Genomic DNA, 17394 nt, shown 5'->3' on the forward strand with positions numbered 1-17394 from the left:
CGCCCGGCTCACTTCCGGGTCACGAGGTCGTTCAGGCGGCTGCCCTTCCTCTGCAGGTCCTGCTTCAGCAGGTGCAACGCGTCCTTGAGGGCGTCCCGGTATTCGGAGGTGCACGAGGCCTTGCCGGCGAGGGCGTCCTGGAGCCGGTTGAGGACGGCCTTGTGGTAGTCCGCGCCGTGCGGCCCCTGGTGGCCTTCGATCCTGACGAGGTTCTCGTCACTGTTCAGCGTCAGGTCGGGCAGTCCGGGAACGCTCGCCCTGTCGAAGATCTCCTCGAACTGCGGCTTGTACGTCGAGTCCTTGTTCGTGGCGACGTGGTGCAACTGCGTATCTTCCGTGATGTATTCGATCGCGCCGCCGGCGTCCAGGTACGTCCTGACCGCGGCGTCGTTCGCCTCCTGCCGCTTCTCCTTGTCCCGGCGGCACTGGTCCAGCCAGCGGTTCGAGGGCTGGGGGGCGGTCTTGCGCCCTGTGCCGGACTGCTCTCCGGTGCCGGGGCCGGTCCGTTTGCCCGCGCCACCTGTCGAGGTGGCGGGCTTCCCGCCCTGTGTGTCCTGCGGGACGGCGGGCACGAACTTCCCGTTCACCACGTTGCCGTGGATCCGCTCGACGCCGGGGTCGGGCTGCGTCTGCGGCGGCGGAACGACGACCGGCTTCGCGGGCGGCGGAGTACTGGGAGGCGGCGGCCCGGGCGGCGTCACGGGTGGCGCGGGCGCCGGGGTGTTGGGCGCGCTCGGCTTCCTGTCGCCGAGCGCGGAGAGGCCGATGCCCAACGCGGCGACGGCGACGACCACGCCGGCCACCAACTTCAACGGGACCGTCGGGGCCGCCTTGACCGCGGGCGCGCCCGCCCTGAGTGCGGCCGCGGCCGCCGCGGCGGCCGCCGCGAACTTTCCGCTCTCGTCCACCAGCCGCCCGTCCGGGTCGTGGAACCGCACCGGCCCGCATCGCGCGTACGCGTAGCGGCACGGCCCGTCCGCCAGCCCCGCCGGGTCGCAGCCGGCCCAACGTCCCAGCCAGGGGGCGTAGTAGCGGGCGCCGAAGTAGGAGAGTCCGGTCTCGTCGTCGCGTTCCTTGCCGGTGTGGCGATAGCGCTTGAGGCCGGTCTCGGCGGCGGTGCGGCCGGCCTGGAAGGCGGTCGTGCCGTAGGGGTGGTACTCCTCGTGGCCCACCAAGGCGCCGTTCTGGTCGAGTTCGACGCAGACGGACTCCTGGTGGTCGGCGTACCGGTACCGGATCGCGGGCCGGCCGGCGGGGAGCGAGGCCGTCTCGACGAGGGCGATGCGCTCGCCGTCGTCACCGATGTGCAGGGTCTCGCGTTCGAGGACCGTCCCGCCGGCGCCGCCGTACTCGCGGTAGAGCTCGAAACCGCCCAGGTAGCGGCGCTCGTTCTTGAGGGCCCCGCCGGCAGTGACGGTCACCTTGCGGACCCGCTCGCCGGCGGAGTCGTAGACGTAGTACGTCGTCTCGGGCGTGCCGTCGTTGACCACCTGCCGTGCGGTGGCGGCCAGTCGGTCGCCGTGGTCCCAGCGCATCAGCGGCAGGTGCGGCATGCGGGTCATGTTGCCGTGCGCGTCGTGGCCGTACCGGGCGCCGTAGCCGCCCTCCGTCGCGTAGTCGGGCAGGCCGCCGGTCTCGCCGGGCAGGCTGGTGGCGAGCAGCCGGTTGCTGTCGAGGGCGTACTGGTGGTGGCGCCGCCACAGGGTGGGGCCGGGCGCCTCGACGTCGGCGCCCTCGTGGTGGGCCAGGTGCATGAGGTTGCCGACGGCGTCGTAGCGGTAGCGCTCGACGTAGCCGCGCAGGCCCTGGATGTCGTTCGGGTGGACGCGGGCGCCGGCGAAGGGGTAGTCCCGGCGGCCGGCGTCGGGCGGGTCCAGGAGGAACCCGGTCTGGCCGGTGTGCTCGCGGCCGCTCGCGGCGACGAGCCGGTAGAGCGCGTCGTGGGTGTGGTCGCGGGCGGCGGCGACACCCGCGATCGTGGCGAGCGAGGCGTCCTCGATGCGGGTGATGTTGCCGACCGGGTCGTAGGTGTAGTGGAGGTCCTGCACCACGGACGCGTTCGCGAAGAGCAGCGAGGCGGTGGTGTCGGGGTCGGCCGGCCGGGTCGTGCGCACGCCGGTGAGGCGGAAGGTGAACGGGTCGTACGTGTACCCGCTGCGGGCGCCGTTGCCGTGGGCGACGCGGGTGCGCCGGCCGTGGGCGTCGTAGTCGACGTCGGTGACGAACGCGGTGGCCGCCGCCGCGCCCCGCAGGCGCACCTCGACGCGCTCGTGCAGGCCCGCCTCGTTGTACGCCCACCGGGTGACGCTGCCGTCGGGGGCGGTGGTTTCGACGGGGCGGTCGAGGGCGTCGTACGCGGTGCTCGTGGTCAGCGCCGGGCCCGGTTCGAGCAGGGGTTCGGCGGCCCCGGCGATCCGGTCCGGGTCGGTGAGGGGGCCGAGGGCGGACCAGTCGGGTGTGCCGGTGTGGTCGCGGGCGAAGCGGCGGGCGGTGGCGAGCAGGTTGCCCTTGAAGTCGTAGCGCTCGCTGGTGGTCACCCCGGCTGCGTCGTAGACGCGGAAGGCCCGGCCGCGCAGGTTCCGGTCCGGGTCGGGGTGCGTCTCGCCGTAGACGCGGTGCTCGACCAGCACCTCGGGCTCCGGTGGTGTCGCGGGGTCGCGCGGGGCTCCGGAGACGGTCGTGTCGCCGGTCGCCGTGACGTACGTGCCGACGGGGCGGCGCAGGGCGTCGTACGTCGTGCGGGTACGGAATCCCCGGCCGTTCCAGGTGAAGAGAAGTCCGTCCGCCGCGTCCCGGAGGGTCCAGCGGGCGCCGGAGTCCGGGCCGTACTCGAACAGCGCGCGCCCGGTCAGGTCGTAGCCGGGGCTGAAGCCGCGCGGGAACAGGTTCTGCGGGTCGTCGAGGGGATGGACACCGGGCGGGAGGGGCGGGACGGCGTGCTGGAGCACCCGGTTGCCGCGTGGGTCCTGGATCCACAGCGGAGCGCCTTCCACGTCCCGCCGGGTGAAGGTGACGTGCTTCTCGTCGACGCCGTCGACCCTGTTGTGGGCGATCGTCACCACGGTGTGCCCGAGGCTGTCGAGCAGGACGCGCCCGGGGGTGCCCGCGTGGGCGGCGGCCTGGCGGGCCGCACGGCGTTCGGCGGGCAGGGCGGAGGTGCTCGTCCGCGCGTACCAGCCGTTGCCCGGTTCGAGGACGGTGTCGTTCTGGTCGTGGTCGGTGACGTGCCAGGGCGAGAAGTCGACGCGGTGGTGGCTGCCGTCGGGGAAGTCGGTGCGGATCAGCCGCCCGATCGCGTCGTAGAAGTGCAGCGGGGTGACGCCGTGCTCGCCCGGCTCCTCGAAGCGGTGTCCGCTCCCGGGCGGACTGAAGTACGGCTCGTACCGCTTGACCGGGTTCCCCTTGTTGTTGACGACGGTCTTGCCGTTGACGACCCAGCGCAGCGGGCCGCCCGGCTCGTCGGGTTCGGCCTGGACCTTGCTCACCAGGGGGTTGCCAAGGCCGTCCGCGTAGAGGAAGGCGGCCTGCAAGGGGCTCTCGGCCTGCTCGTCGGCGTGCCGTTCGCGGGTGAGCGCGGCCGTGCAGGGCGGGTGCCGGGCCCAGACGACCTCGCCGTCGCGCAGTTCCTCGCCGAAGTGGAACAGCCACCGGCTGCCCGCGCCGAGGAGCAGGGTCCGGGCGCGCGCCGGATCGTAGGCGTCGGTGGCGAAGAAGGCGGTGAGGGTGGAGAGTTCGGGGTTGAGCGCGGCCGTGTCGAGCCCGGTGAGGCGGTCGCCGGTGCCGTCCTTGCCGCTGCGCGCGGTGGCGGCCGGGAGGCCCAGGGCGTCGAAGCGGACCTCGGCGCTGTTGCCGTTGATGTCGCGGATCCGGCGGGGCGCCATGACCCGGTAGTCGTGGGCGAGCACATCGGTGCGGTTGCCGAGGGGGTCGGTGCTCGCCTTCAGGGAAAGGCCGTACGGGTCGTGTTCGAGGCGGGTGGTGCTGCCGAACGCGTCGGTCCACCGGGCGGGCAGGAAGAACCGGAGCGGTGCGTCGGGGTCGTACTCCGCGCCTCCCGAGCAGCGCCAGTACCGGCCGGCGGCGTCCTCGCCGAGGAGCCGGACGGCGGCCGGGCCTGCGAGGTGTCCGCTGGCGGCCCGGTCCGCCGCCGCGGCCCTGACCTCGGGGGTCGCCTCGTCGCCCAGCACCGTCGTCAGCATCGCGTCGGTCCAGGCGAGGGTGTACGCCCCGTACGGCAGGGCGCGGGCGGTCAGGCCGCCCAAGGGCAGGGGCGCATTGATCGTCTCGTCGTAGTAGAGCGTGCGGACCAGTTCGAGGAGCCGCTTCTGGGGTGTCGTCCGGTCGGGCAGTTGGTGGTGGTCGAGTTCCGCCACCGGTGTCCCGCCGCTCTGGTACCGCTCGCCGAGCCGGTACCGGCGCAGCCCGTCCAGGGTGACCCACCGTCCATCGCCCGCGTGGGCGGGTCCGACACCGGTCAGCTCGTACGTGCGCGCCTCGCAGGGCAGCGGAAGGCGGTGCCGGTCGGGGTCGGGCGGGGGCGGGTCGGTGGTGCGGCTCTCGGTGTAGACGGCGTGGAGTTCGCCCTGGACGGAGGCGACGAGGGTCTCGGTGCCGGGTGGCAGGAGGGGGTCGGCGAGGGGGGCGGGCCGGGTGCGCGGGTAGGCGACGGCGACGGACTGGAGGACGTTTCCGTAGGTGTCGACGGTGACGTTGAGGGTGTGGACGATCCTCGGATCGGGCGCGGGTGGCGGTGCGGTTTCGGATGCGGGGGCGGGGGCGGGGGCGGGTGCGGGTGCCGGTGCGGGTGCCGGTGCGGGTGCGGGTGCCGGTGCGCGCAGGTCGAGTTCGTAGTGGTGGGCGACGGTCTCGCTCTCGAAGGTGTGGAAGACCGCGTGGTGTTGGCCGCCGCGCGGCTGAACGAGGCGGATGCGGTGGGCGTACGAGGTGGCCGCGAGGATGCGGACCGGGACCGGGGGCCGTTCGCCGCCCGTCGCGGCGGTGAGGTCGAGTTCGTACGTCTCCTCGCGCAGCAGGGCGCCTTTGAACGCCCGTACGGCTTCCTGCCGTTCGCCGGAACCGAGCGGCAGGGTGCCGAGGTCCGGGCCCGGCGGCGCGTACTCGTCGGACGCGCGGAAGTATTCGTGCCGCAACGGGTGCAGCGGGTCCCGGCCCTCGACGGGCACTCCGGTGTGGTGCCAGGTGACCGTTCGCACGGGCGGCTGGTAGAGCCGGTGGTCGGCGGTGACGTACGGGCTGTCCGCGTTGGCCGTCGCGAACGTCCCGTAGTCCTCGACGTCGGTCCGCTCCACGCGCCCGAACCCGCGGAACTCTCGCTCGGTCCCGTCGAAGCAGCCGTGGTGGTAGCTGTAGCTGCTGGTGAAGGCCGTGCCGCGCCACTTGTCACGGGCGGTCGTCCGCTCGACCACGTGGACGGGGAAGGGCAGCTTCGTCGCCCAGGGGGTGCCGGCCCGCCGGTCGCGCAGGGAGAAGGCGGTGGAGGGCGCGTACACGATCTCGGTCTCCGCACCGAGGTTGTTGCGCACCCGGGTGAGCAGATGGGGCTTCACCCCGCCCATCAGGTCGAGGTAGCGCAGGGGGCGGCGGGCGTCCGCCGGCAGGGGCGAGGACCACACCAGACAGGCCGTGCCGTTGCCGAGCAGGTCGACGGCGAGGACTCCGGTGAGGTCGTCCGCCGGGGGCAGTGTCGGCAGCGGTACGGGCGGCGCGAAGTCGTTGCCGGACCGGTTGAAGTGGATCCGTGCGCCGTCGGCGTGCAGGTGGAGGATGTCGGTGGTGCCGGAGCCGTCGACATCGGCGAGGATGATGCGCCGCTGGTCGAAGCGGTCAGGGTGGTCGGACGGGGCCCCGGCCATCACGATCTTCGGGCCGAAGCGGCCGTGGCCCAGGTTCGGCCAGTAGCAGAGCTCACCGTTGCGGATGCGGACGAGATCGGTGAGACCGTCCCCGCTCATGTCCGCCAGATGGACCGACTGCCCGGCGTCGGCGAAGACGAGCACCGGTCCGCGCTCCTCGTCCCGGGCGCGGGTCTCGCGCCGCTCGGGTCCGAAGCCGTCCTCGCCGAGCGAGGGATGCCAGACCAGGGCGTCGTCCTCGGTGACGAGGACGTCGGCGAGTCCGTCGCCGTCGAGATCGACGAACCGCAGGTTCGGATCCGCCCAGTCGCGGTCGGGCAGCGAGACGAAGGGGGTGTACGACTCCCATGTCCCATCGGCGGCGTGTTCCTGGAACCCGGGGTCGGGACCGTCGAAGCGCACGAGGTCGGGGCGCCCGTCTCCCGCGAGGTCGAGGAACCGGGCCCCGGTGGCCAGGGCGAGTGAGGGGCGGGACGGGACGGTCTCGGCCGGCCCGAACCGGGCCCGGGTGGAGGTGAGCGGGCTGAGGTTGCGTTTGTAGAACCATCCGCCGCCCTGTTCGGTGAGGATGCCCGGCAATCCCTCGCCGTCGAGGTCGACCCACTGGTACCGGGTGCCGTCCAGGCCGGTGGGCAGTCCGTCCAGGCTCTCCTCGTCGAGCTCGCGGAGGGTGTGGTCGACGACCGCCTCGGAGTAGCCGAACTCGGCCGGGGGCAGGGAGCGGGAGCGATAGCCGCCGCCGTCGCGCTGGTAGCCGCGGTGGGTGGCCGCTGCGAGGGTCGCGTGCACCCCGTAGGCGTACCGGAGGTCCGTCGAGCGGACGAGACAGCCGGCGCCGACCTCCGGCTCGTCGGGGAAGTGGTGGAACATCAGGACGCGGTGGCAGAGCCGGTGGGTCCGCACCTCGAATCCGGAGCGGTACGACGAGAAGGGGTCGGGGCGGGCGCTCCAGGCGCCGGCGGCGTGCGGGGTGGGAGCGGCCGGGTCGTGCTCTCCGTAGTCGAGGACGAGTTCGAAGTGCCACTGGTCGTCGGCGGGCAGCGGCCGCCGGCCGGTGGCGGCGTCGAGGGGGGACGGCCAGGGTGCGCGGTTGCCGTAGCGGATCCGCTTGAGGTGGCGGTTGGCGGCGCGCTGCCGGTTCCGCTCGTGGCCGGCGGTCGTGTCCACGCCCTCGTCGTCCTCGGGCTTGTAGCCGTACGCGATGAGGTTGCCCCGGTCGTCGTGGCTCTCGCAGATCAGCCAGCCGAACACGCGCGAGGGGTCGGCCGGGTCGGTGATCCGGGACTCGGGGGTGCGGCCGTACCAGGTGGTGACGTCGTCGCGGGAGATCGAGCGCCAGAAGACGTCGGCCGGGTCCAGGGTGTTCGTCCAGCGCTCGACGCGGGCGAAGAGGCCCTCGACACGGGGCCGGTAGCGCCGGACGGTGTAGTGGGTGGCGCCGATCGTGCGCGGCGGCAGCACTTCCGGCACCCAGCGGTCGCCCTCGGGGACCAGTACGGGTACGAGGTCCTCGGCGCCGGACAGGATGAACACGTCGGAGTCGGCCGCGTCGTCGTAGCGGGGCACGCCCTTGTCGGTCCTGCGGGTGATCGCGGGCAGCCCGAGGCTCCAGCCGAGCCCGAAGGGCCCGTTGCCCGCGCCCGAGTCGTAACGGAGCACCGGGTCCGGTCCGAAGCCCGACCGCCCGGGGGTGGCCGCGACCGGCACGGTCAGGGCACCGGCGCCGGTCACCGGATCGGCCGCGAACTTCTCACCGATGCCCTTGATCGCCCCGCCGCCCTTCGGCAAGCTCACGGCGGGGGGACGCTGCGGCGCGGATGCGGGTGTGCTCCTCGCGCCGGGCCCGCCGCCGGCTTCGCTCGTCGCGGATTCGCTGCTGACGGCCACCACAACCCCCACGTGATCATCGGCCCCGGTGTACGGAAGCTAGTACACCGATCCTTTCTGCTGCATGCCTGACATACACCCCATTCGAAGCACACCCCCGGCCTCGCGCGCCGAAGTGCGCCGCACGCGCCCCGCCCCTTCCGGAGGCCGAAGAGGCGGTTGCCGGTGGCCGGGCTGGGGGCGACAGCGCGCCGGAACTCCCGTCCAGGAACTTGGCGTAGAAGCGGAAGAGGACAGCCTGCATGACGCCGATGGGCGCCGGGCAGTCGCGACGAGTTCCCGTTCACCCCAACGTTCAGGGGTGGGTGTCCGAGGGAAGCGTGAGCATGCTCGCCGTCGCCGGGGTCGGTGAGACGCCCAACTCCTGCCTGAGTACCTGTCGGCATGTTGCGTACGCGCGCCGGGCTTCGCCGATGTTTCCTTCGGCGAGGTGGATGCGGATCACCGAGCGGTGCGCGCTCTCGCGAAGAACATCCAGTCGTAGCGTGGCGAGGGCGACTTCCAGGGCGAGTCCGAAACGGCCCTCGGAAGTCAGCCGTTCCGCGAGGGCCTCCTGCAGATGCAGTTGCAGCTGGCGCAGCCGCTCCCGTTCGCCACTGAGCCACTCCTCTTCCCAGTCGGGGAGCAGCTCGCGGGCGTCCCCGAGCATGTGCTGCAGCGGGGCGATGGACGACGGCGTCTCTTGGAGTGCGGCTCCGGCCCGCCGTACCAGATTCTGTACGTCCACCACGACGGAGGCGGCCAGCCCGGCTTCCGCGGTCGTGGTGGAGACGAGTCCGGGTACCGCCTGGTTCACCCGCCAGATTGCGGTGCGGAGACTCGCCAGAGCTCGGTCCTCTGTGGAGTCCGGCCAGAGGGTTCCCGCCAGGCGGCTGCGGCTCATCCGCCCTTGGAGCGCCAGAAGCGCGGTCATTCGCTGGGCGCCGGCCGGAAGCCGGACCTCTCGGCTGCCCACCTGCAGCCGGAAGGGGCCGAGGAGAGTCAGGAATGTCGCATCGGTGGCGGACGGGCCCATGGGGTCGTGGTGATCGGTCCCGTTTCGGCGGCTGTCGACGGAGCTGCCATGGGCGGATGCCGTGTCTGGCATGGCTTTCCCCTCGTGCTGGACGCGCCCGCAAGATCAATGCAAATAGTGCTGTTCAGGAAAGAGTCTGTCAAAAACCGACATGGCCTAGGCGGGTGCACATTGCGCACGCTGTCGCACCCTCCGTGACGTGTGCGTGACGGCGGGGTGACGGGTTACGGACATGCTGCTGTCCATGAGTAGTTTTCCGGGCAGTCCGCGCACCCTGCGCGGGGCTGTCGTCGCAGTCGACGCCAGTAGTCCGCTGTCCCGGCTCGCCGTCTTCCAGTACAACCCCGACCAGGTGGTGCGCACACTGCGCCCTCGCGGCACCTCTTCGTCACATTCCATCACCGCCGCGGATCCCCATGGGCTGTGGGGCGCGCCCGTGGAGACCTTCTCGCTCACGATCGACGTCGATGCCACCGACCAGCTGGAGCACGGCGATCCAGTGGCCTCGCTCACGGGTATCGCGCCCCAACTGGCCGCGCTGGAAATGCTGCTGTACCCGGGGATCGCGACAGTCATCGAGAACGCAGCCCTGTTGAGCGCCGGCACCATCGAGATCCTTCCCATGGAAAGCCCTCTGACCCTGCTGGTCTGGGGGCCCGGGCGGGCGGTACCCGTCCGCATCGAGAGTCTCACCATCACCGAACAGGCTTTCTCACCCGCGCTGTTCCCCACCAGGGCCTCGGTCGAGTTGTCTGCGCAGGTGCTCTCCTACAACGACCTGCCGGCCAGTGACCCGGGCTACGCCCTCTTCCTGGTGCACCATGTGCTGAAGGAAACGATGGCTGTGGTGGCCGGCGTGTCGGGTGCGGCCGCCGCGATTTCGGCCGGGTTCTGAGGTGACCGCCGGAATCAGCCGCTACGACGGTACCGGGATCGCGACCACCACCGTCCGCGAGGCGGACGGCGGTGAACGCCAAGTGCGCTACCTGCGGAGACGGGCCGCTCCCAGCCCCAGTGACGGGCGTCCGCTCGCGGTCCACCGGGTGGCCGAGGGCGATCGCCTTGACCTGGTCACCCACCGCTACCTCGGGGACCCCCTCGCCTTCTGGCTCATCGCCGACGCCAACGCGGCGCTGGACCCCGACGAACTGGTGGCCCCGCAGGCCGTCGGGACTCTCTTGGCGATCCCGGCACCGGGAGGGTGACCAAGTGCCCAAGCCAAGCCTGCGGCTCACCGTGCTCGTCGGGGCGACCATTCCGGCACCGCTTCCCCCGGACCTCACTTCCCGCCTCCTCTCGGTGCGCGTCAGGGAGAACGACCAGGACAGGTCCGTGTTCACCCTCACGTTCGACGCCGGGCGCTCGGGCCCGCGCGCCGTCCGGGACACACCCGTGCTGAGAGCCCCCCTCGAACCCTTCGCCCGGGTGACCGTCGTTCTCACCTTCGGAGCGCTGCCCCGCGTCCTGATCGACGGAGTCATCACCGGTCTCGAACTCGTCCCCGGCGCCGCTTCAGGAACCGCTGCTCTGACGGTCACGGGAGAGGACGTCTCCTACCTGCTCGATCGTGTGGAGGTGGATGCGGAGCACCCCGCACTCGATGACTTCGCACAGGTGATCAAAATTCTCGGCCCCTATGCGGCCCGCAGGATCCTTCCGATGGTCACCCCGCCGAAGGACATGGATCCGCCACTCCCGATCGAACGGATTCCCACCCAGAACGGCACTGATCTCGCCCACCTCCGCGATCTGGCCGGCAGGCACGGCTACGTCTGCTACGCGATCCCCGGCCCGGCAATCGGTGTCAGCACCTTGTACTGGGGCCCTCCGGTACGTGCCGGTGCACCTCAGCCCGCTCTCTCGGTGGATCTCGGAGCCGAGACCAACGTCCGCTCGATGCGCTTTCGCACCGACGCCCTCGCGCCGCTCCTTGTCGAAGGAGATCTCCAGGACCCTCGCACCGGTATGCACCTCCCGCTGAACACCGTCGGCAGCTCGCGTCAGCCACTCACGTCGATGCCCCTGTGGGCGCGCCATCAGGGCGACATCCGCCGACGGCGCAGGGCGCGGGACAGCGGTACCGGGACGATCGGCGCGTTCGCACGCGGCCAGGCGCAGGTGGACCAGAGTGCCGATGCCGTGGTCGCCGAGGGCGAGGCCGACGGCACGCGCTATGGCACCGTCCTGCGCCCCCGGGAGCTGGTCGGTGTCCGAGGCGCCGGCTGGTCCCACGACGGGCTCTGGTACGTACGACAGGTGGAACACGAACTGGCGCCGGGTTCCTATGCCCAGCGCTTCACTCTGGCGCGCGACGGCCACGGGTCGACGGTGCCGGTGGTGCCGCCGTGAAGGGGCGACTGTGCCCGTACGACGACTGGAGATCACGCGCTTGACCAAGTTCTACGGAAAGTACCGCGGGAAGGTCACCTGCAACACCGATCCCCTGATGCGGGGCCGGGTACAGGTCAGCGTACCCGCCGTGCTGGGCAAGGGCCGGCTGTCCTGGGCGGAGCCCTGCGTCCCGTACGCCGGCCGCGGGGTCGGCCTCTTCGCCGTCCCGCCGGAGGGGGCCAACGTATGGGTCGAGTTCGAGGCGGGGAACCCTGATCACCCCATCCTCGGGGGGTGTTTCTGGGGAACCGGCGAGGCGCCGGCCTCCCCTGCGGTTCCTCATGTCAAGATGTGGAAGACAGACGCCGTAACCATCACTCTCAGCGACATCCCCGGGAGTGGCGGCCTGACCATCGAGGTCGGCCCACCGGTCTCCGCACTGCCCATGAAGATCTCCTGCACCACCGGCGGCATCGAGCTCTCCATCGGCGCCTCCAGCGTGAAGCTGAGCGCCGCCAGCGTGTCAGTGAACAAGGGCGCCCTGGAGGTGACGTAGTGCCCGGCTTCCTCGCGCACCAGGGCGCAACAACCCTGTGCATTCATCTCGGTCAGGCACAGCCCGTCGCTCCCAACCCGCGAGTCACCGTCAGCGGGCAGGCAACCGTCGTCCTTGGCATGTCGTGGCTGATTGCCGGATGCCTGCCCCAGCCGCCCGGCAATCCGCCATGCGCCACGGCCCAGTGGACGACCGGCACCACCAGGGTCAGGTCCGTCGGCATGCCGCTGGTCCTCCAGGGCGGCACGGCGGTGTGCGTCCCGACCGGCGGACCGCTGACGGTCGCAGTCGTGCAGGTTCGGGTGCGGGGGATCTGATGCACTTCGGCTTTCCCCTGCGCTTGGACGCGCGCGGACGGCTGGCAGCCGTCGACGACGACGAATACCTCCGCGGTCTGGTCGAGATGCTGCTGTTCACCCGGCCCGGTGAGCGGGTCAACCGCCCCGAGTTCGGCAGCGGCCTGGACCGACTGGTCTTCTCTCCGGGGAGTGACGAACTTGCCGGGGCGACACAGGCTCTGGTCCACGCGGCGCTGCAGCAGTGGCTCGGCGACCTGCTGAGAGTGGAGGAGGTCCGCGTCGAGGCGGTGGACACGGTCCTCACCGTCACGGTCCGCTACACACGGCCGGACGGGCCGGCCACAGGGCCCCGCGTGCTGCGGCTGACCGGCCGGGGCGCACAATGACCGGTCAAGACCCCAGCGCAGCAACGGACCCGCCTGGTGACAGCACCATCCGCGGAATCGACCTTGATCGTAGACGCGCGTTGGTCACCACCGTCGAACCGGCTCTCGACGGAATCGATTTCATCGAGGTGCTCTCCAACCGCGCGGGTACGCCCGGACACGTACCCGGCGCCCCACAGGAGTGCACCCTTGCCGTCCATCTGCTGCACGGTCCAGTGGCAGACGGTCTGGGCGCGGGACCTGGTGATCAACGAGTCGTCATCCTCGGCGGCGTCCGTGACGACCCACGCGTCAATCCGGTCCACATCCTCTGGGCCTACCCCGCCATCGCCCTGGCCGGTGACGCGGAGCACCCGCCGGCCGTCCTCGACGCCCAGGTGACACACGCCGACCGCGATCTGGTCGCCGCTGGCGTACCCGCAGCCATCCGGTCCAGAGTGCTCGTTGTCAGGACGGCCGCGCCGGGCGATCGATCGACGTACGTGCTGCGTCTGCACGGCACAACCGGCCGGACCGCCCCCGCCGGGTTCGACGGTCCGCTGGCACAGGTCCCATTCAGATTCGACGTGGACTGCCCTTCGGCCCTGGACTGCCGGCAACGCGCGACGCCACCCCCACCGGACGTCGCCTCCCCGGTCCAGGACTACCTCGCCCGGGACTACGAAGCGCTGCGCACCCGGCTGCTCGACCGCATGGCCGTCCTGCTCCCGGAGTGGACGGACCGTTCAGCCGCCGACGTCGGGGTCACCCTGATCGAGCTCTTCGCCTACATCGGCGACAGACTCGCCTACCGGCAGGACTCGATCGCGCAGGAGGCCCATCTCGGCACGGCGCGTCTCAGGACCTCGGCGCGTCGGCACGCCCGACTGCTCGACCACCGGGTCCACGAAGGGTGCTCGGCGCGCACCTGGCTCGCGTTCACCACCACGGCGGACGTGCCGCTGCCTGCCGGCACGGCAGTGAGCGGAGGCGGGACCGTACGCGGCCAGGACAAGCCCTCCGTGGATGACGTGGCGCAGTCCGGTGCGGTCGTGTTCGAGACCTGTCATCCGGTCCACCTCACGCGAGCTCGTAACCGCCTGGCCCTGCATGCATGGGGAGACGCCGACCGGGTGCTTCCCGTGGGCACCACTTCGGCCTTCATCTCGGTCCCACGTGCTCTGGATCCTGCCCTGAAGGCCGGCGATGTGCTGGTACTGGCCGAACTCGGACCCACGGGGAGGCTTGGGGAAGGCGATCCGGCCCGCCGCTGCGCGGTACGCCTCGACCGGGTCCCGATCGAGCGCACGGATGCCCTGACGCCCACTCGGCGGGTGCTGGAGCTCCACTGGCACCGCGATGACGCCTTGCGCACGCCGCTGACCATTTCGCAGCCCGGCACCGACCGGGCAAGGACTGGTGCGGTGGCGCTTGCCAACATCGCCCTTGCGGACCACGGAATCTCGATCCACGGCGACGCCCCCGACCCCGCGCAGGTACCCGAGGGCGGCAGGTACCGGCCGTATCTGCGGCGGACCAACCTTGCCTGGACGGTGCCTGCCGACCCCGCTCCCGTCGAAGGGCTGTCGCCCGACTCTCCGGGCTGGCAGAGCGCCAACGACGCCCTGCACCCCGACGCCCGCCTTGCGGTCGCCCAGCTGGAGCTCGACGACGGTGCTCGCCGCTGGCTGCCACGCAACGATCTCCTGGGCAGCACGGGGACCGCACCCCACATGGTCGTCGAGACGGAGGAGAACGGATCGAGCAGGCTGCGCTTCGGTGACGGCATCAGCGGGCGGCGGCCCACACCCGGGTCGATCATGACGGTGCGCTATCGAATCGGCGGAGGCTCGCACGGCAATGTCGGCGTCGATACCCTGAATGCGATCCTGCGCCTTCCGTCTGGCAGTTCCCTGGAGGGCGTAGCCGTCACCAACCCTCTGCCTGCCGCCGGCGGACTCGACCCCCAGCCGTCGGCAGAGGTGCGCGAGCTGGCCCCGCGCGCCTTCCACGGTCGAATGCAGGCGGTCACCCCCGAGGACTACGCTCGGATCGCCGTCGCAGACAGCGCGGTGCGCCAAGCTGTGGCCCGTCCCCGATGGACCGGCTCCTGGTACGCGCTGCAGGTGGCCGTGGATCCCGTCGTGACGGCAGACTTCGAGCTCCCCGACCGGCTGGCAGCCCTGATGGAGCTCCGCCGGACCGCGGGTGTCGACGTCGAATTCAGGCAGACGGCCGCCGTCCCGCTGGACATCGCCCTCGTCTGTTGCCTGTACGAGGGAACGCTGCGCTCGGAGGCCGAGCAGCAGGTGCGCGACGTGCTGTCCGCGTCGGTGCTTTCGGACGGACGCCGAGGATTCTTCCACCCGGACCGTCTCACGCTGGGGTCGTCAGTCTTCCTGAGCGACCTGATCGCCCACGCGATGTCCGTCCCGGGCGTATTCCATGTCGAAGTCGAGCGGTTCTGCCGTGCCGGAGCAGGAGCCCAGGAGAACCACGCGGGCCTGGCCCGCGGACGCCTCGATGCATCTCCTCGGGAGAGTTTCCGCTGCGCGAGCGACCCGAGGCAGCCGGAGGCCGGCCGCGTGGAGCTCACGATGAGAGGCGGGGCATGACTGCTTCAACCGATCCGGAGAACCGAGCCGACTCGGAGCAGCAGCGTTCGCCGCGTACCCGCTCCATGGCCTACGGCCGGTCCTTGGCCAGGATGCGTGCGGCGTTGGCGGATCCGGCGCACCCGCTTGGCGTCCGCGCGCTTGCCCGCCGACCGGTGGACGAGCCGGCGATCGCTCTCCTCGACAGCTGGGCCATCGTCACGGACATCGTGTCCTTCTACACAGAACGCTTGACGCAGGAGGGGTTCCTCGGCACGGCGACCGAGCTGGAGTCGGTGCGGGAACTGGTGCGGACCCTGGGATACGAGCTGCGACCCGGCATCGCGGCCCAGGCCGACCTGGCCTTCTCCGTCGAGGACACGGTGGCATCGCCGGAGACGGTCACCGTTCCACGTGGCACGCCGGTGCAGAGCATCCCGGGCCAGGACCAGACCCCTCAAGTCTTCGAAACCGAGACGAACCTGGAGGCCAGGGCCGCGTGGAACGCGATCCCGGCCATCGCCACGAGTCCACAACAGCTGGATGCGGACGTGACCGGGATCTGGCTCACCGGCGGGGACTCCGGAATCCGCCCAGGCGATTCGCTCATCGTCGTCGACGGAGAGCTCGGTGCGGACGTGGGCTGGGCGTTCCTCGTCGTGACCGGCGTCGTAGTGGAGCCCGACGGGCGTACGGGGTGGACGCTCCTGACGGTACGACGCCCGGGGGGCACCGACCGCCCCGAACACGGGCCGATCTTCAGCAAGGGCACGCATGTGTACGTGTTCGCCGAGCGAGCCAACCTGTTCGGCTGGAACGCTCAGGCCACACAGCCGTCCGCATCCTCCTCGACGACCACTCCGCAGGAGACCAGGGAGAGAACCCAGGAGGCCCCCCCACAGCATTTCTTGGAGCTCGACGGCGACCACCCGCGCCTCCTCCCCGACACCTGGCTGGTCGTGGAGTCGAACGACAAGCGCTGGCTGTACCGTGCCCTGGCGGTCACCCCGTCCGGCAACACGCACAGCGGCTTCAGCGCTCGGACCACCAAAGTGAGCACGGACGGCACACTCTCAGGGGATTTCGTCCCACGCAGCACTCTGGTGCACTGCCAGTCTGTGAAGTTGCCCGCGGAGCGGCAGCCGCGCTCGGCTCCAGTGGCCGGCCGGATGCTGGAACTCGCGGTGACCGAGCCGTTGTTGCCGGTAGGGCGCGTCGTAGTCGTCCAAGGCACGGATGTTCGCAGCGGCGCTGTCCAGGCCGAGCGAGCACAGGTCGCAGCCCGCACCGTCGATGTCGCAGGCACCGTCATGACAGTCACCCTGGACCGGGAACTCGAGCACACCTACCACCCCGACACCGTCGCCGTCCTGGGCAATGTCGTGACGGCCACCCACGGAGAGACCGTGAGCCACGTCCTCGGCAGCGGCGACGGGGCACAGCAGTTCACCGCGTTGTCCATCTGGCGCCTGCCTCTGACGTACGTCAGAGGTGTCGTATCGGGGGCCGCCACGAGCACGCTTGCGATTCGGGTGGACGGTGAGCTGTGGCGCGAGGTCTCCTCCCTGCACGAGGCCGGACCGAACGACCGGGTCTTCGTGGTCCGCAACGCAGAGGGCGGCACGGCGACCGCCATCTTCGGAGACGGCGTGCACGGTGCACGGCTGCCGACCGGTAGCGAGAACATCACGGCGACCTACCGAGTGGGGAACGGACCCGCCGGGGCGGTCTCAGCAGGTCAACTCACCCTGCTTCCACGCCGCCCGCTGGGCATCTCGGCAGTGGTCAACCCGTTGGCCTCGCACGACTGGGCATCCGCAGAGAACCTGGGTGACGCACGTGCCGGTGCTCCCCGCCGCACCCGCACCCTCGATCGTGTCGTGTCGGTCAACGACTACGAGGACTTCGCACGAGGGTTCGCCGGCGTCGGCGCCGCACAGGCGGACATGGTGTGGGACGGCAATCGGCGGACCGTCGTTCTCTCCCTGGTCGGCACCGGCGGCCGACCAGTTGGAGACGGGTTGCTGACCGACCTCGGCGCTGCGATCGCGAGCGCCCGCCCACCTGGCGGGTCCTTGCGTGTAATGCGGGCCGCCACCCTTTGGTTCGGTGTCCGTATCGAGGTACTGCACGATCCCTCCTACGAGTGGACAACAGTGAGAGAGGCTGTCGCCACGGCCCTCGATCTCCGTTTCGCACCGGCTCGCCAAGCCTTCGGCGCACCCGTGACGACTTCCGCCGTGCTGATGGTCGTGAAGGCCGTTGTCGGCGTCGCCGCCTGCAGCATGCCACGGCTCCTGCGGCTGCCGGCTCCGCCCGTCTCCTCCGTGTCGAGCCCGTACCTTCCTCCTGACACGCAGGCCGAGCAGGTTCTCGCGTCCACGCCCGCGCGCTGGGAGACGGGCGAGGTACGGCCCGCACATTTCCCGGCTCTTGCCGCCGGTAGGGTGGAAATCGCGGTGATGGCTCCGTGA

10 protein-coding genes are annotated in these 17394 nt (G+C 71.1%); 8 read left to right on the forward strand and 2 right to left on the reverse strand.

What is annotated here, in order from left to right:
* Positions 1–8: 8 nt before the first annotated feature.
* Together ACFYZ4_RS02975 and ACFYZ4_RS02980 are read right to left on the reverse strand one after the other, a co-directional pair.
* Complete coding sequence (locus tag ACFYZ4_RS02975) at positions 9–7667, reverse strand: SpvB/TcaC N-terminal domain-containing protein (RefSeq protein ID WP_390782812.1); 7659 nt, start codon at positions 7665–7667, stop codon at positions 9–11.
* 388 nt (positions 7668–8055) lie between these two features.
* Entirely contained in the window at positions 8056–8847 is a 792-nt protein-coding gene (locus tag ACFYZ4_RS02980) for a BTAD domain-containing putative transcriptional regulator (protein WP_390782813.1), read from the reverse strand.
* A gap of 160 nt (positions 8848–9007) precedes the next feature.
* Between ACFYZ4_RS02980 and ACFYZ4_RS02985 the strand changes: the two genes are divergently transcribed.
* The 8 genes from ACFYZ4_RS02985 (at position 9008) to ACFYZ4_RS03020 (ending at position 17394) form a co-directional block, all read left to right on the forward strand.
* Positions 9008–9670, forward strand: a complete 663-nt coding sequence (locus ACFYZ4_RS02985) for a hypothetical protein (RefSeq protein WP_351289747.1) — start codon at positions 9008–9010, stop codon at positions 9668–9670.
* Between the two features lies 1 nt (position 9671).
* Complete coding sequence (locus ACFYZ4_RS02990; RefSeq protein WP_351289749.1) at positions 9672–9980, forward strand: LysM domain-containing protein; 309 nt, start codon at positions 9672–9674, stop codon at positions 9978–9980.
* A gap of 127 nt (positions 9981–10107) precedes the next feature.
* Positions 10108–11124, forward strand: a complete 1017-nt coding sequence (locus tag ACFYZ4_RS02995; RefSeq protein WP_351289751.1) for a hypothetical protein — start codon at positions 10108–10110, stop codon at positions 11122–11124.
* 40 nt (positions 11125–11164) lie between these two features.
* Complete coding sequence (locus ACFYZ4_RS03000) at positions 11165–11662, forward strand: phage baseplate assembly protein V (RefSeq protein WP_351289753.1); 498 nt, start codon at positions 11165–11167, stop codon at positions 11660–11662.
* Positions 11662–11979, forward strand: a complete 318-nt coding sequence (locus ACFYZ4_RS03005) for a hypothetical protein (RefSeq protein ID WP_390782814.1) — start codon at positions 11662–11664, stop codon at positions 11977–11979. Before ACFYZ4_RS03000 ends, ACFYZ4_RS03005 begins: the two co-directional genes overlap by 1 nt.
* Entirely contained in the window at positions 11979–12347 is a 369-nt protein-coding gene (locus ACFYZ4_RS03010; protein ID WP_351289757.1) for a GPW/gp25 family protein, read from the forward strand. The genes ACFYZ4_RS03005 and ACFYZ4_RS03010 overlap by 1 nt, the downstream gene beginning before the upstream one ends.
* The gene (locus tag ACFYZ4_RS03015) at positions 12344–14941 is read left to right on the forward strand and encodes a hypothetical protein (RefSeq protein WP_390782815.1); all 2598 of its coding nucleotides are present in this window, start codon (positions 12344–12346) and stop codon (positions 14939–14941) included. Before ACFYZ4_RS03010 ends, ACFYZ4_RS03015 begins: the two co-directional genes overlap by 4 nt.
* Positions 14938–17394 (forward strand): putative baseplate assembly protein, encoded by a 2457-nt coding sequence (locus ACFYZ4_RS03020; protein WP_390782816.1) that lies wholly within the window; start codon positions 14938–14940, stop codon positions 17392–17394. The genes ACFYZ4_RS03015 and ACFYZ4_RS03020 overlap by 4 nt, the downstream gene beginning before the upstream one ends.

This window comes from Streptomyces sp. NPDC001513 (assembly GCF_042894695.1).
In the GTDB taxonomy this organism is placed as follows: Bacteria; Actinomycetota; Actinomycetes; order Streptomycetales; family Streptomycetaceae; genus Streptomyces.